We start from the raw sequence: 20,810 nt of genomic DNA, 5'->3' as shown, positions 1-20,810 counted from the left end.
CACTCTCTAGTGGGCCATCAGGACCGGAATGGGGCAGTTATTCAGCACTTCCTCGGTCACGGCGCCAAAGAAAAGGCGGCGCAGGCGGCTGCGGGTATAGGCACCCATCACCAGAAGGTCGGCATTGCATTTACCGGCTGCAGAAAGTATCGATTCGGCCGTTGACTTGCCGTTAGACCCGGTAATCTCGCAGCGGTCCGCATGCACTCCGTACATGGTCAGATAACGTTGCACTGCTTCAGGATGGATATCCTCGTCCAGGTCATCGACGGCGGAAATCAGCATGACTTTTTCAGCAGTCTGTAAAAGTGGCAGGGAGTAGGAGAGGGCGCGGGCCGATTCCACCGATCCGTTCCAGGCAAAGGCAACCCGTTTGCCGACATCCTTCGGCAGGGCCTTGTCCAGCAACAGGACGGGACGCCCCGTTTCGCGCAGCGCCGCATTGATCAGCAGTGAGTTGTTGATCTGTTCCTCACCTTCCTGTTTGCAGATCACAATCAGGTCGAACAAACGGCCGTAACTATGTAATGTATCTTCACTATTTCCCTGTTTTTCGACGAAGCGGGTGGACGCACCATCGCCAGATGGCCGGTCCATGATATCATGTATGACCGGCACTCCCATGCGGCCTGAAATATCCTTGAACAGCTCTCTCGCACGCTGTCGTCGCTCTTCCCCGTCCTTCTCCGCCATCTCGATCACGCTCTCGATCATGGTCGACGTCATCCCTTCGCCAACAAAGGCGGCGGCCGACCGTGGGTCGATCTTGATATGAAGGGTGTTGACGTGGGCACCGAAACGAATGGCGAGATTGAACGCACTTTCGAGCGCCTTGGCATCGCTGTCGTTTTTCGCACCGGAAACTGGGACAAGTATATTTTTAAAATGCATTGAATACCTCAGCCTGTGAAGATTCACTTAAATGTAACACTAAGACCCTAAATCATAAAGGGTTTTGTAGGTAAGGGCCTTTAATTCAACGTCTCCGGGACGTCATTAACACGGATAGGGTCCTGGTGGACAATGGCTTCTGACTCAGGATATTCAGCCATCAGGCGGGCCTCGACGGCGTCCGAAATGGTGTGCGCGTCATGCAGGCTGATGCCGCCATCCATATCAATATGCATCTGTATGAATACCTGCTGACCGGAGCGGCGGGTGCGCAGGTCATGAATGCCAAGCACACCGGGCTGTTGCAGGACGATAGTCTTGATATTTTCCCGCTCCTCATCGCCAAGCTCCTCATCCATCAGGTCGGCAAAGGAGGTGCGAATGATTTTCCAGGCGCTGACCAACAGGATCAGGGCGATCAAGATGCCGAACAGGCCATCGGCAAAACGGAGGTGGAAGAAGGTGTCCAGGATCAGAGCTAAAATCACGCCGCCATTGATCAGTACGTCGCCGACATAATGCAGGGAATCGGCGGAAATTGCCACGGAGTTCGTCTTGCGGATCACATTTCGCTGATAGAGGACGAGAACGAGGGTCAGCACGATGGAGACCACCATGACGATGATTCCGACATCCCCCGCATAAACTGTTTTCGGGTTGATCAGGCGTTCCCCGGCCTGAAACAGGAGGAAGACGGCCGATCCGGTAATGATCGCTGATTGAAAGAGCCCGGCCAGAGCCTCCGCCTTGCCATGGCCGAAACGGTGATCTCGGTCAGCAGGAACAAGAGACTGGCGTACCGCGATAAGATTGATGGCGGAGGCACCGAGATCGAGCATGGAATCGACCAGTGTTGAGAGCATCGCGACCGAATTGGTGGCGAAATAGGCATAGCTCTTGATCGCGATCAGGAGAAGCGCGATACCGACCGCGGCATAGGTTGCCTTTTTCATCAGCCGCCCATTCTCGGCATCACCATTTTGCACGAATACTTTGTCCGAGTCTGCGGTCACAGTGGGTTACGTCCTATGTTTGCCTGTTTGATGCACGAAGCGCCATTCATCGATATTACGGGAAAAGGACACTTTCTGTCCAACCTTCGGGGCCTTTTTCGTAACGCCGCCGTTCATGCAGCCGGAACGGGCGGTCGCGCCAGAATTCGATACGCTCCGGTATTATCCGAAACCCGGACCAGTAATCGGGTCGCGGTATGGCCCCGATGGCATATTTTGCAGCATATTTCGCAACTTCCGCCTCCAGCGTAAAGCGCCCCTCCATCGGGCGGGACTGTTGGCTGGCCCAGGCGCCGATACGGCTATCGCGCGGCCGGCTGTCGAAATAGGCGTCGGCCTCGGCATCTGTCACCTTTTCGACGGTTCCCTGAACACGGATGCTGCGGCGCAGGGATTTCCAGTGAAAACACAGCCCGGCGCGCGGGTTGGCGAGCAATTCTCGGCCCTTCTGGCTGCCGAAATTCGTGTAGAAGACGAATCCGCGATCATCCACCCCCTTGAGGAGGACCATGCGAACCGACGGGTAGCCTTCCGCGTCGGCAGTTGCCAGCGCCATGGCGGTCGGGTCGTTGGGCTCGCTTTTCTCGGCTTCCGCCATCCATTCCTGAAACTCTGTCAGGAGGTCGCTAAAGTTTTTCACAGTCATTTTTGGATGCTCGTTATGTTACTGTATGCCACTGCATTGCCGCAATTTATCGCCAAACTTAATGCGCCGCGACGGAATTGTCGACCGGCGACGTTTAAAGTAAGATAGGTCTATCCGAAAGCATTTGAAATTAATTGTGATGGGCCTATTGGTATAAAAGTGCGTCCTAACCCTATATAGTAGGGAAGGGAATATTCTGACATGTTGTCAGGTGAGAATTTACACGATGACAAGGATTTTAAAAATGCAGAAATCAAAACTACTTTTGGTTACGGCAATGACGGCAGTGCTTACACTGGCGGGCTGCGCGAGCCAGAACGCGCCCAAAACAACAGGTGGCGCTGTTATCGGCGGTATCGGCGGTGCGCTGCTGGGGTCCATGTTTGGTAAAGGCACGGGCCAGCTTGTCGCCGTTGGCGTTGGTACGCTTGCCGGTGCGATGATCGGTAGTGAGGTCGGTAAAACTCTTGACGCCGCGGATCGCGCGCAGATTGACCGGGCCGAGAAGCAGGCGACAACCGCGCCGATGGGCCAGACGATTGCCTGGAATAATCCGCAGAGTGGAAATTCTGGCACAATTACGCCGGTACGCGATGGTAATCATATGGATGGCCGTTATTGCCGGGAATTCCAGCAAACGATTGAAGTTGGCGGGAAGCTTGAAAAAGGTTATGGAACTGCCTGTCGGCAGCCTGATGGTTCCTGGCAGATTATGAAATAAGGGGTGGAAGGCGGCCCGCGTCTTCGCGAAATCAACTTGGACCGGGCCGAACAACGTTATTCAATGAGACGAATTGAGCTATTCACGGTTGCCCTGTCGGCGGCGGTGCTTGTCACACTTTGGACAAGCCCGACTGTCCGGGCGGATTTTAATGACGGCGTCACGGCCTATGAAGCCGGGGACTATACGGCCGCGTTCAATGAATGGCTGCCGCTGGCAAAGAATAATGACCCGGCGGCAATGCGCAACATCGGCCATATGTACCGGCGCGGTCTTGGTGTCGCACAGGATTTCCCCAAGGCAATGACTTGGTACAAACGCGCGGCAACAATCGGTTTCGACCGGGCACAAGCAAATGTCGCGGGGATGTATCTGGCGGGGGAAGGGGTGGAAAAGGACTATGCCCAGGCCGCCAACTGGTTCGCTCGCGCGGCACAGCAGGGCCATGTTGTCTCCCAGTATAATTTGGCCCTTCTGCTGGAAAACGGGCTCGGTGTTGAGAAGAATGAGGAAAGGGCCCTCGGCTGGTTTGCCCTCGCGGCCAAGGCCGGGCATCCCGGGGCGCAGAAAAAAGCGGCGGAACTGGCCCTTATTATCAAAAACCAGCCCGTTGAGACGGCGAGTGAGGATTCTGGCGGACCGCTTCCTCAATCCACTGACGGTGAGAAGGCTGAGGCAGAGGCGAAGACTCAACAGGCCGAACCGGTCGCACTGGCTCAGAGTAGCGTCGTCGCAGCCCCCCAAGACGAGCCGAGCGATACCATAACCGTTGTGCAGGTCCCGAACAAAGCACAAGCTCCAGAGAAAGCAGAGGCGCCAGAGAAAGTAGAGGCAACGCCACCTGCTGGCACGTCATCAAAAACCGTTCAGAAAGCAGGGTTTTATGAGGCTCTTCGCTCCCTGGTCAGGAAACAGCAGGAAGGAGAGACTGCAGCAGCAACGGCGTCAACTGTTACCACCACCGACCCGGCAGTTAAAGAGGCCCTATCCGCACCATTGGTAGCCGAGGTTTCGCCAGCGGCAACAGAAAAAGCACAAGACTCCGCACCGGGTAAAGCACCAAAACCACAGACACAAACAGTCGCTGCGCCAAAGCCGGCCTTGAAGCCTGAAGTGGCGGCCGTGCCGATTGAACCGGTCAAGGTTGCGGCCATACCCGCCCCAACAATACCAAAAGCGGAACCCGTGATCACCGCCGCGGCGCTTGCCGGAACGGGTCTCAGCGCTGCGGAGAAGCTGGAAATGGCGGATCTGGCCTATACACTCAAGCAGTATCAGCAATCGCTCAGTATCTGGGCGCAATTGGCCGCGGAGGGGAATGCAGAGGCCCAGTATCGCCTTGGCTCCCTGTTTAATGCCGGCATGGCCGTTCCGGTGGACCGGGTGCGGGCCTATTATTGGTGGGAAAAGGCCAGAAACAATGGCTCCAGTGAGGCGGCGGTCGCGCTTGCCAGTCTGGAAAATTCCTTGACGCATCTCGAAAAAAGGCAGATTGATCGGGCGAATTAGTTAAATTCTAAGAGAAAAGTTTTATATACTGGTTTCGATGGGATTTATTGAAGTAAGGGACGTTTTGTGCGTCCAGCATGGCAACGGATGAAAAATTTATACAGTATTCTTGGTATCTCAAAAGGTGCAAGCCAGCAGGAAATCAAATCCGCTTATCGCAAGCTGGCCAAGAAACACCACCCGGACGCGAACCCGGGCGACATCAAGGTTGAAGAAAAATTCAAGGAAATTTCCGCCGCCTATCAAATTCTGGGCGATGAAAAATTGCGCGCACGCTATGACCGCGGCGAAATCGATGAATCGGGCCAGGAAAAAATGGCCGGATTCCATGGGCAGCGGGGGTCCTCCTCCGCGGGGTTCGGCGGTGGCGGCGCGGAAGATATTTTCTCCGAGATTTTCGGTAATTTTCGCGGTGGCGGTTTTCGCGGCCGTGTGCCCGAAAAGGGGCGCGACCGGAAATTCGCGATCGAGATCGACTTTATGGAAGCGGCCCTCGGTGGCAAACGGCGCCTGACCATGGGCGACGGCGGCCGGACGCTTGACGTGGCCATTCCTGCCGGGGTGACCGACGGACAGCAGATCCGCCTGCGCGGGCAGGGTGAGCCCGGGACCGCTGGCGGTCCGGCCGGAGACATCATGATCAATGTCACGGTCAAGCCGCACAGCTTCTTTCGCCGTGACGGAATGAATGTCCTGATCGAGCTTCCCATCAGTTTGCCCGAGGCGGTGCTGGGGGCGACGGTCAAGGTGCCGACGGTGGATGGCACGGTTAACCTCAAAGTCCCGCCCGGATCGAATACGGGGACCAAGCTACGCCTGAAAGGCAAGGGCATCGCGGGCCCGAAGGGTGGCGCGCGCGGGGACCAGATGGTCAGTCTGAAAGTCGTTTTGCCTGACGAGCAGGATAAAGAACTTCAGGATTGGGTGACGAAATGGGCAGAAAAGCACGCCTATGACGCTCGCTCCAAATTGAAGTCGAAATAGTCGTATATACCGCGCCGGGGCATAAGTCTTTTGACTGCCTCACACAAGCGCTATAAAAAAGATAGAACAATTAGATTTCGTTTAATGTAGTTAGGGGGCGCGTATGACGCAGCACAAGGGTTTGATGGCTGGTAAGAGGGGCCTCATTATGGGGGTGGCCAATAATCATTCGCTGGCGTGGGGTATTGCTCAAGCGCTGCATGAGCATGGCGCAGAAATCGCGTTCACCTATCAGGGCGAAGCGCTTGGAAAACGTGTGGTTCCACTCGCGGAAAGCGTAGGGTCTGATACGGTGCTCGAATGTGACGTGACCGATGATGCCTCCATGGATGCCGTTTTTGCCGCGCTGAAAGAAAAATGGGGCAAGATTGATTTTTTCGTCCATGCCATTGGTTTTTCCGACAAGACCCAGCTGCGGGGCAATTTTTCCGACACGACGCGCGATAACTTCAACATGACAATGGAGATTTCCTGCTTTTCCTTCATTGCGCTGGCCAAGCGCGCTGCGGAATTGATGACCGATGGCGGCAGCATGGTGACACTGACCTATTACGGGGCGGAGCGGGTGATCCCGCATTATAACGTCATGGGCGTTGCCAAGGCCGGACTTGAGGCGGCAACCCGCTATCTCGCTGTCGAAATGGGCAAGAATAATATCCGCGTAAATGCGCTATCCGCAGGGCCGATCAAGACTCTCGCGGCGAGCGGAATCGGCGATTTCCGCTATATCCTGAAATGGAACGAATATAACTCACCGCTCAAACGCAATGTCACCATCGATGATGTCGGCGGATCTGCACTGTATCTCCTGAGCGATCTTGGCGCAGGTGTTTCCGGGGAAACCCATCATGTGGACGCGGGGTATCATGTTGTCGGCATGAAGGCGGAAGACGCCCCAGACATCACCAAGTAAGCAAGTTTTTCAGGCGGAAGTCCTTATGTCTCACAATAGTTTCGGTCATCTTTTTCGGGTGACAACCTGGGGGGAAAGCCATGGCCCGGCGCTTGGCTGTGTCATTGATGGCTGTCCGCCGTTGATCGAGGTCACGCCCGAGGAATTGCAGGTCTGGATGGACCGGCGCAAGCCCGGCCAGTCGCGCTTCACGACCCAGCGGAAGGAGCCCGACTCGGTAAAAATCCTCTCCGGCGTGTTTGAGGGAAAGACCACCGGCACGCCGATCAGCCTGATGATCGAGAATGTCGATCAGCGCTCCAAGGATTACGGGGATATCAAGGACAAGTTCCGCCCCGGTCATGCGGATTATACCTACCAGACCAAATACGGCATTCGCGATTATCGTGGTGGCGGCCGCTCCAGCGCGCGCGAGACAGCGGCGCGGGTCGCGGCGGGCGGTATTGCGCGGAAAGTCCTCGGCGACTCCGTCAAGATCAAGGGCTATCTCACCCAGATCGGCGACAGGGTGATCGACCGAACTCGCGCGGATTTTTCCGAGATTGACAACAACCCCTTCTGGTCGCCCGATCCTGGCATTGTCGAGGAATGGACGGTCTATCTTGATGCGATCCGCAAGGCCGGATCCTCTGTCGGGGCGGTGATCGAGGTTGTGGCCTCGGGTGTGCCTGCCGGGCTTGGTGCCCCGATCTATGGTAAACTCGATTCCGATCTTGCCATGGCGATGATGACAATCAATGCGGTCAAGGGTGTCGAGATTGGTGACGGATTCTCCGCCGCCGCGCTCACCGGGGAGACCAATGCCGATGAAATGCGCAGCGGTAATGAAGGCTTCCCGCGGTTTTCAAGCAATCACGCGGGCGGTATTCTGGGCGGTATCTCAACGGGACAGGACATTGTTGTGCGTTTCGCGGTGAAGCCGACCTCCTCTATCCTCAAGCCGCGCGATACCATTGATATTAACGGCAACGAGACGGAAATCCAGACCAAGGGCCGTCATGACCCGTGCGTTGGTATTCGCGGTGTGCCGGTTGGGGAGGCGATGATGGCCTGCGTTCTCGCCGATCATCTCTTGCGTCACCGGGGCCAGAACGGCTAAACCCAATATCAACAAGAAAATTTTAAGGAGATTTCCTCATGTCCCAGCCTAAATATGTTCATGCCCTGAAAGATGTTCCGGTTCCGGCCCGTGAGGAACTGGATGAAGGGACGCAAAAATATTTCGCGGTATGCGATGAAAAGCTCGGTATGGTGCCGAATGTGCTCGCGGCTTACAGCTTCGATAACGCAAAACTTCGCGCCTTTTCGGACATGTATGGGGAATTGATGCTGGGTGAGTCCGGCCTGACCAAGCTGGAGCGGGAGATGATTGCGGTCGCGGTTTCCTCGGTCAATCAGTGCTTTTACTGCCTGACCGCTCATGGCGCAGCAGTGCGGGAGCTTTCGGGCGACCCGATCCTCGGTGAGTTGATGGTGATGAACTACCGCGCGGCGGAACTGCCCGCGAAGCAGCGCGCCATGCTTGATTTCGCCTATAAGCTGACCAAGACGCCGAACGAGATGGAGGAAAGCGACCGGCAGGCGCTGCGCGATGCCGGCTGGACCGATCGCGATATCTGGGATATCTCGGCAACGGTGTCCTTCTTCAACATGAGCAACCGCATGGCCATGGCCATCGACATGATGCCGAACGAGGCCTATCACTCACAGGCACGCTAGGGCCTGTTTTCGGCCGGGACCTTTCGGAACAGATCGGCGAGAAGCTTGCCCGCCGGGCCGAGTTTTTCCGGCGCCGGGATAACGAGGCTGAGCGGTATCAGCGCCTCCAGGTTGTCGCGCGTGTTAATGCGGCAGAGTTCACCTCTTTCAATATCCTCAAGCAACAGATGCGCGGGCAACCAGCAAAAGCCGATACCGGAAAGCAGGATGTCCCGCGCCTCGTAAAAGCCGCTGACGGTCCAGCGCTGCTCCGATTTCAACCACCCGATTGTGACCGGTAATTCTGATTTGGTTCCGTCGCTGATGACAATCTGCAAATGTCGCTGCAACTCGCCCGTCTCGATGGGGGTGTTCTGCGTCATCAAGGGATGACCCTGTCCGGCAAAGGGGGTGAGGGGCACACGCATCAACGGGGTGCCAAGGAAGCCTGACGGCACGATCGGGCTGACGACCATGTCTGCCGCTGCATTTCGGATCGCCTCCACCGCGCCGTTGAGAAAGACATTTTCGATCTTGAGGCGAGTCCCGTGACCCTTCGCGTGAAACTGTGAGAGCACTGCCATCAACTGGCTTTTCGGGTAAATGCCTTCAACGGCAACTGTAATTTCAGTTTCCCACCCTTGCTGTGCTGTCTCGGCGAGCCGTTCAAGATTTACGGCATCCTCGATCAGCTGTTGAGACCGCCGCCGCATCACCTCGCCGATGGGGGTAAGCCGGACCTGCTTGCCCTCGACGGTGACAAGCTGGACACCAAGCTGGTCCTGCAGTTTCTGCACAGCGTGATGGAGCGAGGAATGGCTGCGGTTCAGCTTCTCCGCCGCCTGTAGATAGCCTCCATGGTCGATGACGGCGTTAAAAATTTGCCATTGGGTCAGTGTCGTGGTTAACATGTCTATTATTTAGACAGTAAATGCCGAAATTAATCAATTTATATCCTATGAATTGAACATATATTCTGCACATTGTTCCTGATTGATGGTGGAGTTGAAGTCGATGTTAGAGAAACTGAACCCTTTATTTGACCTTGCGGGTCGTATATTTATCGCGATCCTGTTTGTACCGGCAGGTTTCAGCAAGATTACCGGCTATAGCGGCACGGCCGGCTATATGGAATCCATGGGCGTTCCGGGCATTCTGCTCCCGATCGCTATTCTGTTGGAGCTGGGCGGCGGCCTTGCCATTCTCGCCGGGTGGCAGACACGGATCGTGGCCTTTCTGCTTGCGGGTTTCACCTTGGTGTCTGGACTGCTCTTTCATCTCCAGCCGGATGATCAGATGCAGATGATCATGTTCATGAAGAATGTCGCCATCACGGGTGGCCTGCTGTTTCTCGTTGCTAATGGCGCCGGGGCGTTCAGTGTCGATCGCCGGCTAAAGAAGGCGTAAAAACCTAATCATAGCGGGGGCTGCGCCACCCTGCAGCGAGAGCTTCAAGCTCTGTGCAGAACCAGCGCTCCCCCCGATTTTCATTAACCCGCGTTGCGCTGTAGTCGCGGCTGCCCGGCAGGTGATATATCCTGCCGTTCGCGCTGATATTGCCCTTGATGTTGCAGTTTATGTGTTCCGCGGATGCCTGGCGCTGATCCTGCCGCCAGGCCCAGGGCATCCGGAAGTTCCCCTGCCAGAGGCCAAGACGGGCCGATTTGGCTTTCTCTTCATCGGGCATGTATTCCATAGAGTACTGGCGATAGGCGACGGCCCAGCCCGATCGCACCATTTCCGCATTGATATCGCGATCCTGCAGGTAGCAGGTGGCTATCAGGCGGTCATATTTATCCTTATCCTTGCCCTCGCAACGGAGCATTTGCGACCCGACGAGGTTTTTAAGGTAATCTTCGGCTTCAGTGCCGCATGCGTAGGCTTCTGTGTGTCCATCAAGGCAGGTTTGGCCCGACTCCGGTGCATCGATCCCGTTTAACCTGATTTTCTCACCCGCCAACCGGATCGTATCTCCATCAACCACATAGGCGAGGCCGTTCAGCTCTCCGGTATCGGATGAGTTCTTATGAAGGAAGGAGATATCCGGCATTACGCCGATTGCCGTTCCTGCGATCAGGCTGATGACGCCAACCAATGCAAAGGGCACAAGATAGCCTTTCCGCCTGGTGTTGCGCTGCCAGGGCGAGGGACGCTTCATTTTGAGTATGACGGACAAGCCGGGCTCCTTGTGAACGGAATTTTTCCAATTCAATCAATCATGGAGCGTAAAAATTAAGATTTCGTAATCTTCCGCGTTGTGCGGAAGGCCAATAATGGCTTTTTTTTAGCGGGTCTTGGACGCTGCCTCGGTCAGGATGTCGATGTCGGCGCCTTTCTTATGGGCGTTCTCCGAGATATGGCGGCGCCAGGCGCGGGCGCCGGGTCGGCCCTGAAACAGGCCGAGCATATGGCGCGTGATCGAGTTGAGCGGTACACCCGCCGCCATTTCTCGCGCGACATAGGGGAGCATCTGCTCGATTACCTCGCGCCGTTCCGGGCTTTCATCATCGGCGCCGTAATAGCGCCGGTCGATTTCGGCAAGAAAATAGGGGTTCTGGTAGGCTTCGCGCCCGATCATCACGCCATCCACCTGCTGAAGATGGGCCTCAATCTCCTCATGGCTTGAAATCCCGCCATTGATGATGATCTCCAGCTCCGGCATTTCCTGCTTCAGGCGGTAGACGCGCTCATAATCGAGCGGCGGAATAGTGCGGTTCTCCTTGGGGCTTAAGCCCGTAAGCCAGGCTTTTCGCGCATGAATGATAAAGGTAGAGACGCCTGTCTCCGCCACCCGCTCGATAAAGCTTTTGAAGTAATCATAGCTGTCGAGATCGTCGATGCCGATACGCGTCTTGACCGTGACGGGGAGGGAGGTTGCCCCCTGCATCGCCGCGACGCAATCCGCCACCGTCTCCGGCTCTCCCATCAGGCAGGCGCCGAAGCGGCCGTTCTGCACCCGGTCGGACGGACAGCCGACATTGAGATTGATCTCCTGATAGCCATAGCCTTCCGCTATGCCTGCGCAGCGGGCGAGGGCGTCCGGCTCACTCCCGCCGAGCTGGAGCGCAAGCGGCTGCTCCGCCGGATCAAAGCGCAGGAACCGGTCCGCATCCCCATGGATGATCGCCCCCGTCGTCACCATCTCCGTATAGAGAAGGGCGCGGCTAGAAATGAGGCGCAGGAAATACCGGTCATGCCGGTCCGTCCAGTCCATCATCGGGGCGATACTTATGGTGCGGTTCAGTTTTGTCACAGGGGCCTCAGTGTTCATTTCCGGTTTAGATATAGGGATATGAACCTAAAACCAAAGAAAAACTGAATATTCATTCCTGAATTTTCCGAGTGACCGTTCCGCCCGGACGCTCTCTAATCCGGTTTGCGGGCGTGAACCAGGTGTGTCATGCCGGGGATTGTCTGTTCATCCTGGATGTCGACAAAACCAACCTTCTCCATCTCCGCTTTCAACCAACCGGCCGTGACGGAGCGAGCTTCCGGCGTAAAGGCCATATGTTGCAACTGCCACAGTGCGGCCATCACGGGGCCTGTCCGGTCATCCTCGACCATGAAATCATGAACGAGAATTTTTCCGCCCGGCGCCAGGCAATCAAAGGCGTATTTCACGAGCCGCGGGACTTCACTTCCCGGAATGCCGCTAAACAGGTAGGACATCAATATGGCGTCCTGCTCGGTCGGCCATTCAACGGTCAGCGCGTTGGAGGGGATGTAGCGAACGCGGTTGGTCATCTCCGCCTCGGTAATAAACCGCCAGCCAATCTCACTTACATTCGGGAAATCGATAATGGTCGAGTTAAGTTCCGGGTTGGCCTCCAGCAGGCGAATGGTCATGGCACCTGTGCCGCCGCCGACATCAAGCAGAGACTTTGCGCCGGAGAGGTCAACAGTGCGGGCGATTGTCAGCCCCGGGCCAAGGGATCCGGCATGCTGCGCGTTACTGTAGAGGGCGGCCTGTTCAGGGTCTGACATCCAGTGCTGATAGGAGTCAACAGCATCCGAGTTAAGGGAGCCATCCAGAACCTCGTTCAACTGTCCGAGGAACGGATACATCTGCTGATCAATCTGGTAGCGGAGGTAATCCCCGAACTCATATTTCGAGGTGCGGGACAGAAAAGCCTCGGCACCCGCTGAATTCGAATAGAGGTTGTCGTCCTGTTCGACCAGGCCGACCCCGTTCAGCGCGGTCATGAGTGTGACGATGCGGTTGATTGGAACGTCCACTGCCTTGGACAGTTCCTGGCATGTCTTGGGCCCGGAGGCGAGCTGTGTAAAAACATCAAGGTGCAGTCCGGCGAACATCGCCTTCGATGCCATGAACCCAAAGGCGATTGTTGAGACTTCTTCTGCAGTTTCTACTGGTTTTACAGACATCTAGGCTACTTTCTCCTGCTAATCTTTCGTTGCGAACCGACGTATTGACGAAGCTTTCCTATCGTTTCCGAGCTGAACCAACGGGCACACGTGTCCCTTTCCAGAGGCCCGAAGGAATCTGGCGGCATGGATAATTAATTTACCCAAACATTCAGCAAGTTATGTCAAATCAATGACAGCGGGCTTGGGGATTTAGACTCCGGGCCATGCGGCCAGAGACTCGCCCTATGAAGTGTCGAGTGTTAAGTCGACAAGAAATTGAATGTTTTCAAATATCGCCCTTATCCTATAGACACGACCTGATTTGTCAAATGACAGACATATTAAAGATCGGGCATCTGAAGCCCGGCACAAGCAGGCATAGAATACGCCTCATCACATCAAATTATTCATTTTCTATAATGACTTGGGTGATTCACAGATTTGGGCGTGCCCTGTGTTTCCCCGTGCTCCGTTCACAAAGAGGGGTTGCTCGATGGCGTCAACTGAGGCTAGAATTATAAAAACACAATAAGGGGAGAGAATAAGATGGGACAAACCCTTCAATCCGCTACCGGCTTCAGTGTTGAACCTCTGGACAGGTCCTTTGGCGCTCTGGTGCGGGAGATTGATCTTCGGGAACTGGATAGCGCGACATTCGACGATCTGTATCAGACCTGGCTTGCTCACGGCCTCCTTATTTTTCCGGGACAAAACCTCACCAAGCGCGAGCAGGTCACCTTTGCCCGTCGGTTCGGCGATTTAGTGGAAGAACTGAAGGCGGTGGAGATCAGCAACGTCAAGCCGGATGGCAGCCTGCGGGATGCGCCTGACGATGACATGATGAAGATCATCCGCGGCAATATGTACTGGCACCAGGACAGCACCTATATGCCCGTACAGGCGAAAGGCGCCGTGTTCAGCGCTCATGTCGTGCCCAACCGTCAGGGCGATACGGCCTTTGCCGATATGCGCGACGCCTATGATGCGCTGGATGACGCGACGAAGGCGCAGATCAACTCCCTCTCGGCCTATCATTCCCTCGAATACAGCCAGCGGGCTGTGGGGGAGGAGACGAAAAAGGAAGACAGCGAATATTTCGGCTATGGCATGAATGTGGCCGACGTGCCGCTTCGCCCGCTGGTCAAGACGCACCCCGAAACGGGGCGCAAGGCGCTGGCCGTCGGGCGTCATGCCTATGGCATTCCGGGCCTGTCAGAAGCGGAATCGGAGGAGCTGATCGCGCGGCTCAACAATTTTGCCGTGGCCGACGAGCGGCGGATTTATCAGCATCGCTGGACGGCGGGGGACGTCGTTCTGTGGGATAACCGCTGCCTGATGCACAAGGCCTGTGAATGGGACTTTTCGGAGCCTCGCATCATGCTGCATTCGCGCATTGCCGGCGACCCGGCAAGTGAACAGGCGCTCGCGGCACAATAACGCCGCCGCACCTGCCCGGCGGTGATGCCGGGCAGGCTTTTTCCAGTGGCCGCCCGTTATTCCGGGCTCGGTTTTGGCTCCAGCTGCCGGAGGTAGGCGATCAGCGCGGCCATGTCCTCATCGGAGATATTGGCGTAGTAATAGACGCCCATCGGCGGCAGCAGGCGTGAGCCGTCGGGCCGGACGCCGGTGCGGATAACCTTTTCTAGGTCGGCGTCGTTGTAGTGGGCGATGCCATCCTCATGCGGCGTGATGTTGGCGGAAATCGACACGCCCCAGGGTCCGGGGAAGGACATGCCCCCGACGCCAAGCTGGTGTTCGATATCCGGTTTCCCGTTGACCAGCGGGCTGTGGCACTCGATGCAGTGCCCGGCCGGTCCGGCGAGATAGGCGCCATAGGCGACGATGTCATCGCGTGGCACATCTGGCACCTGTGTGACCGGCGGCCCGTAGGAAGGCGGCAGCGGGATCTCGTAGGTCGATTTCTCGACGACATTCTTTATGGGTTTCACCTGCCGGAGATAGGCGACGATCGCCTTGACGTCGGTGTCGGACATATTGCGGTAAAGCTCGATCGGCATGGGCGGGCCGATAATCGTGCCGTCGGGGCGCTTGCCCTCACGAATGGCGGCGATGATCTGCTCATCCGTCCAGTTTCCGATCCCGGTTTCCTTGTCCTGGGTGATGTTGGGCGCGAAGGCCTTGAAGAAACCCGGCTCGTCAACCAGGAACTGGCCGGCCAGTTCCATGCCCGCTGCCGGGCCGGTCGGCGTTTGCGGCGTATGACAGTTGCCACAGGCAACGATACTTTTCATCAAGTAGGTGCCCCGCTCCAGCGGGGTCTCGGCAGACATTGCCTGGGACTGCATGGCTGCAGCCAGGGCAAAGGCAATAACCAGCTTTTTCATGTGCGTATCCTGAAAAGGAGAGTTGACGTATCTTTCCTAACTTTTTAGCCCCGAATCCGCAGATTCTCGCGTGAATTATCTTAGAAATTACTAATATATGCAATGGGATTCATAAGGATGGCGGTGTGAAAGTCGTCACATCTCTGAAATAGACGGCTGCGTGATTGATCTCCCATTCTTTTGACCTAAATCAAAGCAACTGGTCGCGTAGTTATTTATGGTTAATAAACTGAAATGACAGCTTTAGGAGGCAGCTCATGACCGAAAAATCCGAAAAATCCACGAGTTGGGGAGAACTTCAGGCTTTAGGTGTTCCATTCGATGTCGAGGCCATGGCCGGGATGAACCAGAAATTCTACAAGCTGATGATGACCTGCAATGAGGAGCTCATGACCTTTGGCCGCAACCGGCTGAAACAGGACATGGACATGCCGCAGAAACTGGCAAGTTGCAAAACCCCGCAGGAGATGATGGATGTCTGTCTTGCCTTCTACCAGACCGCGTTCAAGCAGTATTCGGATGAGGCTGGGGAGTTAACGAAGATTTGCTCTGACATGTCTGCGGAGGCACAGGAAATCTATAAGCTGCCCGGCGATTAAGCTGTGCTTGAGAGGCTGGCGGGAGGCTGGTGATACGGTTGTGTTAAAATAATCAGGGAGAGGGTAAAATGCCCTTTGGGAAGAATAGGGAATGGATTCTGCTCGCCGATAAAGCCCATGCAAAGATTTACGCGCGCAACGGGATCAATGGTCCGTTGACGCAGGTTCTGGATAAGTCGCATCCTGCCGCCCAGGGCAAGCAGAGCGAAGAAGGCGCATCGCGCCCTGGGCGCGGTCAGAAATCGACGGTTGCCGCGCGCTACGCTTATGAGGATCATGCGGATTTCCCGGAACAGGAAAGCGCCCTGTTTTTGCGGGAAATTGCTGCTGAGGTAAACGAAGCCGTTACTCGTGATATTATAGATAAACTCATTCTGGTGGCCTTGCCCAAGACAATGGCCCGTCTCAAATCGGATATGACCGATGCGGCGCGGGCAAAAATTGAGGAGGAATGGCCCAAGAATCTGATCGGTGTCGCTGAAATCAGTCTGGCGGATCGATTAAGTGCCTTTAAATCATAGAAAAGGAGTGAGATGATGAGACAACTTATGACATCTGTAACCACTGTTCCGTTGCGTGCTATTCTTATTGGCGGCATGTGCCTCGGGATTACCGCCTGCGCTTCGGATATGTCTGCTACCGACAGTATGGGAATTGAAGCCGCCAAGATGGACGCGGCACAGGCCAAGGCGGATGCAGCCAAGTCGCTGATGGTCATGGAAGAGTTGAAAGCCATGAATGCGAAAACCATGCAGGCCAGCAATGAGGCCGCAGCAGCAGCGAGATCTGCGAAAGAATCTGCGGACCGGGCTGCCCGGATCGCGGCAGAACTCGAAGCGATGCATAGCAAGCACCTGCGTAAATAATCGACCGGGATATTACTCGGCGATTTTTTCGGGTAAACCACGCCTTTCCTGAATGATGCGGTCAAATGCGGCCCAGTCAATTCGGGAAAGGCCGTGGGCTTCGGCCTTGGCAACGGCAGTGCGCTGTATCTCGGAGAGGTCGGCCGGGCTGGGGTCGAATTTTCCAGTCAATTCGATCTGGTCGGCTTGCGGGCCGGTTGGATGTGCCTCAAGATAAACCGCCTTGCCGTCCCATCCGACCTTGAGCGGTTCGTCAATCAGGGTGACGGGCATGCCAACCTTGGCAAGATTGAACACTTCCTCGATTGCCTTGTCATAGAGGCGGACACAGCCACTGCTGACCCGGCGTCCAACTCCGGGTTCTTTGTTGGTGCCATGGAGGACATATCCGTCCCAGCCGATGCGCACCGCGTACTTGCCCAGAGGATTATTGGGGCCGGGTGGTACGGCCGCGGGCAGGTCTGGATCAAGTTCGCGCATTCTCCGGGTTGGCCGCCATGTCGGGTTTTCACGCAGTTCCGTTACCGTCATTGCCCCAACGGGCGTGCGACGCCCTTCACGGCCAATCCCGATGGGCCAGGAGCGGATTTCACCTTCCGTCTTTCCCTTGTAGTAGAGCCGCATATCTCCAATATTGACGGTGAAGCCCGGCTGTAGGTTGCGGGGGAGGATATGCCGGTCGGGGATCAGCAGTTTTTCGTTTGGCTTGACATCCCAAGGATCGGTTGCCGGATTAACACTGCGGAGCTCGACATAGCCGATACCAGACGCCACGGCAATGCTGGAGAGGGTGCGCAGCTTCTCCGCGGTATAGATTTTCTCAGTCCCGATTATCTCCTCTGCCTGGGCCGCTGTCCAGGTGAGAAGGGTGACCGCAACCGCCGCCAAGCTGTTCGTCCAACTAATGCTTCCCTTTTTGCGATTGCCGTGTATCACGATGGCCCGTTACCTTTCCGCGATGAAGCGGTTTCAGTCGTAATCCGCCTGATTCAGCGGTCATGGAGCGTCCTCATCTATCAGGATAGGCGCTTTCGGGCCTTTTTCAAACAGATATCAATGTTTACTTTGCTCCGCTATGTAACTTCCTGTAAAAGAGCGCAAGCAAGATCAAGTCCAAGAATAATGAGGAAGTAGCTGCCAAGATGACCCGTCACCTTATTACCTCCGCCTTACCTTATATCAATGGTGTCAAGCATTTGGGAAACCTGATCGGGTCGATGTTGCCCTCAGACCTGTATGCCCGATATTTGCGTGCGCGCGGTGAAGAGGTGCTGTTTATCTGCGCCACAGACGAACATGGCACGCCTGCCGAGTTGGCCGCCCGTGAAAAAGGGCAGGATGTTGCGGAATTCTGCGCTGAACAGCATCAGGTGCAGGCCGATCTCGGCGCCGCCTTCGATCTTTCGTTTGATTATTTCGGCCGGTCTTCCTCACCGCAGAACAAGGAACTGACCCAGCATTTCGGCAAGAAGCTGCTCGAGAATGGCTTTATCGACGAACGGATTACCCGCCAGGTTTACTCCATCGATGACGGTCGTTTCCTGCCGGACCGCTATGTGGAGGGAAACTGTCCCCATTGCGGCTATGACAAGGCGCGCGGCGATCAATGTGAAAACTGTACCCGGTTGCTCGATCCGACAGACCTGTTGGAGCCCCGTTCCGCAGTATCGGGCAGCACAAATCTTGAAGTACGCGAGAGCAAGCATCTCTTTTTGTTACAGTCCAAACTGGCCGATGAAATCCGTGTCTGGGTCAACCGGCATCAGGATTGGCCGGTGCTGGTTTCCTCCATCGCGCTCAAATGGCTGGACGAGGGGCTTCATGACCGCGGCATTACCCGCGACCTGAAATGGGGCGTGCCCGTGGATCGGCCGGGGCTGGAAGACAAGGTCTATTACGTCTGGTTCGATGCGCCGATCGAGTATATCGCGGCGACCAAGGAATGGGCGGATGAGGATCCGGATAACCGCGACTGGAAATCCTGGTGGTATGAGGCCGACGACGTGCGCTATGTGCAGGTGATGGCCAAGGATAATGTGCCGTTCCATACGGTCACTTTCCCGGGAACCATCCTCGGCAGTCGCGAGCCCTGGAAAATGGTTGATTATATCAAGGGATTCAACTGGTTAAATTATTATGGTGGAAAATTCTCGACCAGCCAGAAGCGCGGCATTTTCATGTCTGACGCGGTCGAGCTCCTGCCGTCCGATTACTGGCGTTATTATCTGCTCGCCAATGCACCTGAAACCTCGGATGCCAGCTTCACCTGGGACGGGTTTTCCGGAACGGTGAACAAGGATCTTGCGGATATTCTCGGTAACTTTGTGAACCGGACGCTGAAATTCTGCTCTTCCAAGTTCGGCGATCAATTGCCCGAGGGCGGCGAGCCGGGCGAGGCCGAGGCGGCGCTTGCCAAGGCGCTGACAGAACGGCTGGACGCCTACAATACCCATATGGGGGAGTTGCAGATCCGTAAGGCGATGCAGGAACTGCGTGCGATATGGGCGCTCGGCAATGAGTATCTGACCGAAGTGGCCCCCTGGACGGCCTTCAAGACCGATCCGGAGGCGGCGGCCCAGTCGTTGCGCATTGCCATCAACCTGGTTCGCATTTTTGCCGTTTTAAGTGCACCGGTTATCCCGAATGCCGCCGCGAAAATGGCCAACTGTCTCGGTCTTACCCTTGCGCCCGATGAATGGATTGAGGGGGATATGATGCAGGAATTGCAAACCCTCAAGGCTGGTCATGGCTTCGACATTCCCGAGGTGCTCTTCCGCAAGATTTCCGATGATGAAATCGCGACCTGGGAAGCACGCTTTGGCGGGCAAGAGTAGGGACGTCACCACCCGCCGGCTTTTACCCTTGCGCGAATTATCCCGAATTTAACCCTAGTTCTTAACGGGGCCTTAACGCCTTTTCGATACTCTTTTACTTATTTTGTAAAAGGATCGTTTGGCGATGACGGTAGGCAAACTTCTAAAACGCAGGATCCTGAACGCGTTTGCGCAGGATACCCTCGGCGCGACGGCAGTTGAACTGGCCATGATCGCGCCTGTGCTGATCCTTCTGCTGTTCGGTATTATCGAGCTCAGCATGGCGATGTTCATCAATACGGTGGTTGAAGGCAGTCTTAAGGATGCCTCCCGTCTTGGCTTGACCGGACAGATACAGGACGGGTCCAGCAATACCCAGGCCCTTGTCGATATGCTTAACGAGGCGTCTCTCGGATTGCTCGGTCTCACGACCGACGATGTGACAACGCTTGTTTATGAAAATTTTTCCTATGTCGGGCAGGGCGAGGAATATACGGACCTGAACGATGATGGAACCTGGACGCCAGGGCCTTATACCCATAGTGACGGGACGGTCTATCCCGATGGCGAGCCGTGGGTCGAAGTGAATGGCAACGGCATTTATGACGAGGATTTCGGCGTTGCCGGGCTTGGCGCTCAGGGTGATATCGTTCTTTATACCGTTGAATATAACTGGAATTTCCTCAGTGGTCAGGTCATCCCGGTCCTGAGTGGCCTTATTCCCATGCGTGCGTCTGTCGTGGTTCGTAACGAGCCTTATTAAGGTATTGCCTGTTAAGGGCTGATCGAGGTTGAAATGAGCCGTTTACTTAAATCTATCGGATATCGATTTTGTGGTTTTGTTGGTGGTTTTATCCGCAATCATCGCGGTGTCGCCATGGCGGAATTCGCCCTGATGCTACCGGTTCTGATGCTGCTGGCCGCCGGCAGTTTTGAGGTGGCGCGCTATGCGCTGATGACGCAGAAGCTGGACCGCATTGCCGCGACGCTCTCGGATTTGATCGCCCGTTCCAGTATTGAAAATATTACAGAAACTGAAATCTCCAACATTATCGACTCCGCGCTTTATATGGCGCAGCCCTTCGACATCAGCACCGGTAACATGATCATCCTGACATCGGTTCAGGGCCGGGCAGGGCAAGCGCCGGAAATATTAAGCCAGCGTGTTTCCGGTGCAGTGGATGGGGTTAGCAGTAACATCGGAAATGGGATTGGCGGAGATGCAACGCTTCCTGCGGCTTTCCCGGATGCCGGATCGGGAGAAACCCTCTCGGACGGCGAGACACTCATCATTGCCGAGGTTTATTTCGACTACGAACCTTACCTGACAGGCGATATAGGCTTTTTCGGTGATATGCTGTTGCGCGCACATGCCTATTTCCGCCCACGCTTTACCGACACGATTACCTTCCCTTCGGCGTCCTGAGAGGCGGTTTAACCGCTG

At 55.7% G+C, this 20,810-nt stretch carries 23 protein-coding genes; 14 read left to right on the top strand and 9 right to left on the bottom strand.

From position 1 onward, the window contains the following. Positions 1–6 precede the first annotated feature (6 nt). The 3 genes from GQE98_RS14965 to pdxH form a co-directional block, all read right to left on the bottom strand. Positions 7–891 carry a universal stress protein gene (locus GQE98_RS14965; protein WP_161316520.1) on the bottom strand — a complete coding sequence of 295 codons (885 nt, stop codon included), beginning with the start codon at positions 889–891 and terminating at the stop codon, positions 7–9. A gap of 80 nt (positions 892–971) precedes the next feature. After that, positions 972–1,904, bottom strand: coding sequence for a cation diffusion facilitator family transporter (locus GQE98_RS14960; protein WP_202526332.1), 933 nt, complete (start codon positions 1,902–1,904; stop codon positions 972–974). A gap of 55 nt (positions 1,905–1,959) precedes the next feature. Next, positions 1,960–2,550, bottom strand: a complete 591-nt coding sequence (gene pdxH, locus GQE98_RS14955) for a pyridoxamine 5'-phosphate oxidase (protein ID WP_161316519.1) — start codon at positions 2,548–2,550, stop codon at positions 1,960–1,962. A gap of 244 nt (positions 2,551–2,794) precedes the next feature. Here pdxH and GQE98_RS14950 point away from each other — a divergent pair, with 244 nt between their 5' ends. From GQE98_RS14950 to GQE98_RS14925, 6 genes are all read left to right on the top strand, one after another. After that, the gene (locus GQE98_RS14950) at positions 2,795–3,271 is read left to right on the top strand and encodes an RT0821/Lpp0805 family surface protein (RefSeq protein WP_161316518.1); all 477 of its coding nucleotides are present in this window, start codon (positions 2,795–2,797) and stop codon (positions 3,269–3,271) included. A 63-nt stretch (positions 3,272–3,334) separates the two neighbouring features. Beyond that, positions 3,335–4,780: a tetratricopeptide repeat protein gene (locus GQE98_RS14945; protein WP_161316517.1), complete on the top strand. Its 1,446-nt coding sequence runs from the start codon at positions 3,335–3,337 to the stop codon at positions 4,778–4,780. A gap of 87 nt (positions 4,781–4,867) precedes the next feature. Further along, positions 4,868–5,764 (top strand): DnaJ C-terminal domain-containing protein, encoded by an 897-nt coding sequence (locus tag GQE98_RS14940; protein WP_161316516.1) that lies wholly within the window; start codon positions 4,868–4,870, stop codon positions 5,762–5,764. Between the two features lie 103 nt (positions 5,765–5,867). Continuing rightward, a complete protein-coding gene (gene fabI, locus GQE98_RS14935) occupies positions 5,868–6,677 on the top strand; it encodes an enoyl-ACP reductase FabI (RefSeq protein ID WP_161316515.1) in 810 nt (269 codons plus the stop codon). A 25-nt stretch (positions 6,678–6,702) separates the two neighbouring features. Next, entirely contained in the window at positions 6,703–7,776 is a 1,074-nt protein-coding gene (gene aroC / locus GQE98_RS14930) for a chorismate synthase (protein WP_161316514.1), read from the top strand. A gap of 38 nt (positions 7,777–7,814) precedes the next feature. Then, positions 7,815–8,396 (top strand): peroxidase-related enzyme, encoded by a 582-nt coding sequence (locus GQE98_RS14925; protein ID WP_161316513.1) that lies wholly within the window; start codon positions 7,815–7,817, stop codon positions 8,394–8,396. On the opposite strand, the gene GQE98_RS14920 is transcribed toward GQE98_RS14925, so the two are convergent. Then, positions 8,393–9,286, bottom strand: coding sequence for a LysR family transcriptional regulator (locus tag GQE98_RS14920; protein ID WP_161316512.1), 894 nt, complete (start codon positions 9,284–9,286; stop codon positions 8,393–8,395). The genes GQE98_RS14925 and GQE98_RS14920 overlap by 4 nt on opposite strands. Before the next feature lie 103 nt (positions 9,287–9,389). Between GQE98_RS14920 and GQE98_RS14915 the strand changes: the two genes are divergently transcribed. Beyond that, positions 9,390–9,782: a DoxX family protein gene (locus tag GQE98_RS14915; RefSeq protein WP_161316511.1), complete on the top strand. Its 393-nt coding sequence runs from the start codon at positions 9,390–9,392 to the stop codon at positions 9,780–9,782. A 4-nt stretch (positions 9,783–9,786) separates the two neighbouring features. Here the strand turns inward: GQE98_RS14915 and GQE98_RS14910 are convergent, their stop codons facing one another. From GQE98_RS14910 to GQE98_RS14900, 3 genes are all read right to left on the bottom strand, one after another. Then, the gene (locus GQE98_RS14910) at positions 9,787–10,551 is read right to left on the bottom strand and encodes a thermonuclease family protein (protein WP_202526331.1); all 765 of its coding nucleotides are present in this window, start codon (positions 10,549–10,551) and stop codon (positions 9,787–9,789) included. 108 nt (positions 10,552–10,659) lie between these two features. Next, positions 10,660–11,646 carry a tRNA dihydrouridine(20/20a) synthase DusA gene (gene dusA, locus GQE98_RS14905; RefSeq protein ID WP_161316510.1) on the bottom strand — a complete coding sequence of 329 codons (987 nt, stop codon included), beginning with the start codon at positions 11,644–11,646 and terminating at the stop codon, positions 10,660–10,662. A 95-nt stretch (positions 11,647–11,741) separates the two neighbouring features. Beyond that, positions 11,742–12,761 carry a methyltransferase gene (locus GQE98_RS14900; protein WP_161316509.1) on the bottom strand — a complete coding sequence of 340 codons (1,020 nt, stop codon included), beginning with the start codon at positions 12,759–12,761 and terminating at the stop codon, positions 11,742–11,744. Between the two features lie 528 nt (positions 12,762–13,289). Here GQE98_RS14900 and GQE98_RS14895 point away from each other — a divergent pair. Next, entirely contained in the window at positions 13,290–14,180 is an 891-nt protein-coding gene (locus tag GQE98_RS14895) for a TauD/TfdA dioxygenase family protein (RefSeq protein WP_161316508.1), read from the top strand. A 56-nt stretch (positions 14,181–14,236) separates the two neighbouring features. Here GQE98_RS14895 and GQE98_RS14890 read toward each other — a convergent pair whose 3' ends face one another. Further along, complete coding sequence (locus GQE98_RS14890) at positions 14,237–15,088, bottom strand: c-type cytochrome (protein ID WP_161316507.1); 852 nt, start codon at positions 15,086–15,088, stop codon at positions 14,237–14,239. A 257-nt stretch (positions 15,089–15,345) separates the two neighbouring features. Here GQE98_RS14890 and GQE98_RS14885 point away from each other — a divergent pair, with 257 nt between their 5' ends. The 3 genes from GQE98_RS14885 (at position 15,346) to GQE98_RS14875 (ending at position 16,553) form a co-directional block, all read left to right on the top strand. Further along, entirely contained in the window at positions 15,346–15,687 is a 342-nt protein-coding gene (locus GQE98_RS14885) for a phasin family protein (RefSeq protein WP_161316506.1), read from the top strand. Positions 15,688–15,755: 68 nt separating this feature from the next. Continuing rightward, positions 15,756–16,208 (top strand): host attachment protein, encoded by a 453-nt coding sequence (locus tag GQE98_RS14880; RefSeq protein WP_161316505.1) that lies wholly within the window; start codon positions 15,756–15,758, stop codon positions 16,206–16,208. Positions 16,209–16,235: 27 nt separating this feature from the next. After that, a complete protein-coding gene (locus GQE98_RS14875) occupies positions 16,236–16,553 on the top strand; it encodes a hypothetical protein (RefSeq protein ID WP_161316504.1) in 318 nt (105 codons plus the stop codon). Between the two features lie 12 nt (positions 16,554–16,565). On the opposite strand, the gene GQE98_RS14870 is transcribed toward GQE98_RS14875, so the two are convergent. Then, on the bottom strand, positions 16,566–17,441 hold the full coding sequence (locus GQE98_RS14870) for a L,D-transpeptidase family protein (RefSeq protein ID WP_161316503.1): 876 nt from the start codon (positions 17,439–17,441) through the stop codon (positions 16,566–16,568). A gap of 254 nt (positions 17,442–17,695) precedes the next feature. On the opposite strand from GQE98_RS14870, the gene metG reads away from it, so the two are divergent. The 3 genes from metG (at position 17,696) to GQE98_RS14855 (ending at position 20,792) form a co-directional block, all read left to right on the top strand. After that, a complete protein-coding gene (gene metG / locus GQE98_RS14865; protein ID WP_161316502.1) occupies positions 17,696–19,387 on the top strand; it encodes a methionine--tRNA ligase in 1,692 nt (563 codons plus the stop codon). 124 nt (positions 19,388–19,511) lie between these two features. Beyond that, complete coding sequence (locus GQE98_RS14860; protein WP_161316501.1) at positions 19,512–20,129, top strand: TadE/TadG family type IV pilus assembly protein; 618 nt, start codon at positions 19,512–19,514, stop codon at positions 20,127–20,129. Positions 20,130–20,162: 33 nt separating this feature from the next. Beyond that, positions 20,163–20,792 (top strand): TadE/TadG family type IV pilus assembly protein, encoded by a 630-nt coding sequence (locus GQE98_RS14855; protein WP_161316500.1) that lies wholly within the window; start codon positions 20,163–20,165, stop codon positions 20,790–20,792. Positions 20,793–20,810 lie beyond the last annotated feature (18 nt).

Source organism: Sneathiella litorea, assembly GCF_009882915.1.
Taxonomy (GTDB): Bacteria; Pseudomonadota; Alphaproteobacteria; order Sneathiellales; family Sneathiellaceae; genus Sneathiella; species Sneathiella litorea.
The sequence above is the reverse complement of the archived record's forward strand: the minus strand, read 5'-3'. Positions and strand labels throughout refer to the sequence as shown.

Bases quoted from the DNA above. Each gene is read 5' to 3' on its own strand.
- GQE98_RS14965 (WP_161316520.1), bottom strand. From the start codon at position 891: ATGCATTTTAAAAATATACTTGTCCCAGTTTCCGGTGCGAAAAACGAC.
- pdxH (WP_161316519.1), bottom strand. From the start codon at position 2,550: ATGACTGTGAAAAACTTTAGCGACCTCCTGACAGAGTTTCAGGAATGG.
- GQE98_RS14950 (WP_161316518.1), top strand. From the start codon at position 2,795: ATGCAGAAATCAAAACTACTTTTGGTTACGGCAATGACGGCAGTGCTT.
- GQE98_RS14945 (WP_161316517.1), top strand. From the start codon at position 3,335: ATGAGACGAATTGAGCTATTCACGGTTGCCCTGTCGGCGGCGGTGCTT.
- GQE98_RS14940 (WP_161316516.1), top strand. From the start codon at position 4,868: ATGAAAAATTTATACAGTATTCTTGGTATCTCAAAAGGTGCAAGCCAG.
- fabI (WP_161316515.1), top strand. From the start codon at position 5,868: ATGACGCAGCACAAGGGTTTGATGGCTGGTAAGAGGGGCCTCATTATG.
- aroC (WP_161316514.1), top strand. From the start codon at position 6,703: ATGTCTCACAATAGTTTCGGTCATCTTTTTCGGGTGACAACCTGGGGG.
- GQE98_RS14925 (WP_161316513.1), top strand. From the start codon at position 7,815: ATGTCCCAGCCTAAATATGTTCATGCCCTGAAAGATGTTCCGGTTCCG.
- GQE98_RS14920 (WP_161316512.1), bottom strand. From the start codon at position 9,286: ATGTTAACCACGACACTGACCCAATGGCAAATTTTTAACGCCGTCATC.
- GQE98_RS14915 (WP_161316511.1), top strand. From the start codon at position 9,390: ATGTTAGAGAAACTGAACCCTTTATTTGACCTTGCGGGTCGTATATTT.
- dusA (WP_161316510.1), bottom strand. From the start codon at position 11,646: ATGAACACTGAGGCCCCTGTGACAAAACTGAACCGCACCATAAGTATC.
- GQE98_RS14900 (WP_161316509.1), bottom strand. From the start codon at position 12,761: ATGTCTGTAAAACCAGTAGAAACTGCAGAAGAAGTCTCAACAATCGCC.
- GQE98_RS14895 (WP_161316508.1), top strand. From the start codon at position 13,290: ATGGGACAAACCCTTCAATCCGCTACCGGCTTCAGTGTTGAACCTCTG.
- GQE98_RS14890 (WP_161316507.1), bottom strand. From the start codon at position 15,088: ATGAAAAAGCTGGTTATTGCCTTTGCCCTGGCTGCAGCCATGCAGTCC.
- GQE98_RS14885 (WP_161316506.1), top strand. From the start codon at position 15,346: ATGACCGAAAAATCCGAAAAATCCACGAGTTGGGGAGAACTTCAGGCT.
- GQE98_RS14880 (WP_161316505.1), top strand. From the start codon at position 15,756: ATGCCCTTTGGGAAGAATAGGGAATGGATTCTGCTCGCCGATAAAGCC.
- GQE98_RS14875 (WP_161316504.1), top strand. From the start codon at position 16,236: ATGACATCTGTAACCACTGTTCCGTTGCGTGCTATTCTTATTGGCGGC.
- metG (WP_161316502.1), top strand. From the start codon at position 17,696: ATGACCCGTCACCTTATTACCTCCGCCTTACCTTATATCAATGGTGTC.
- GQE98_RS14860 (WP_161316501.1), top strand. From the start codon at position 19,512: ATGACGGTAGGCAAACTTCTAAAACGCAGGATCCTGAACGCGTTTGCG.
- GQE98_RS14855 (WP_161316500.1), top strand. From the start codon at position 20,163: ATGAGCCGTTTACTTAAATCTATCGGATATCGATTTTGTGGTTTTGTT.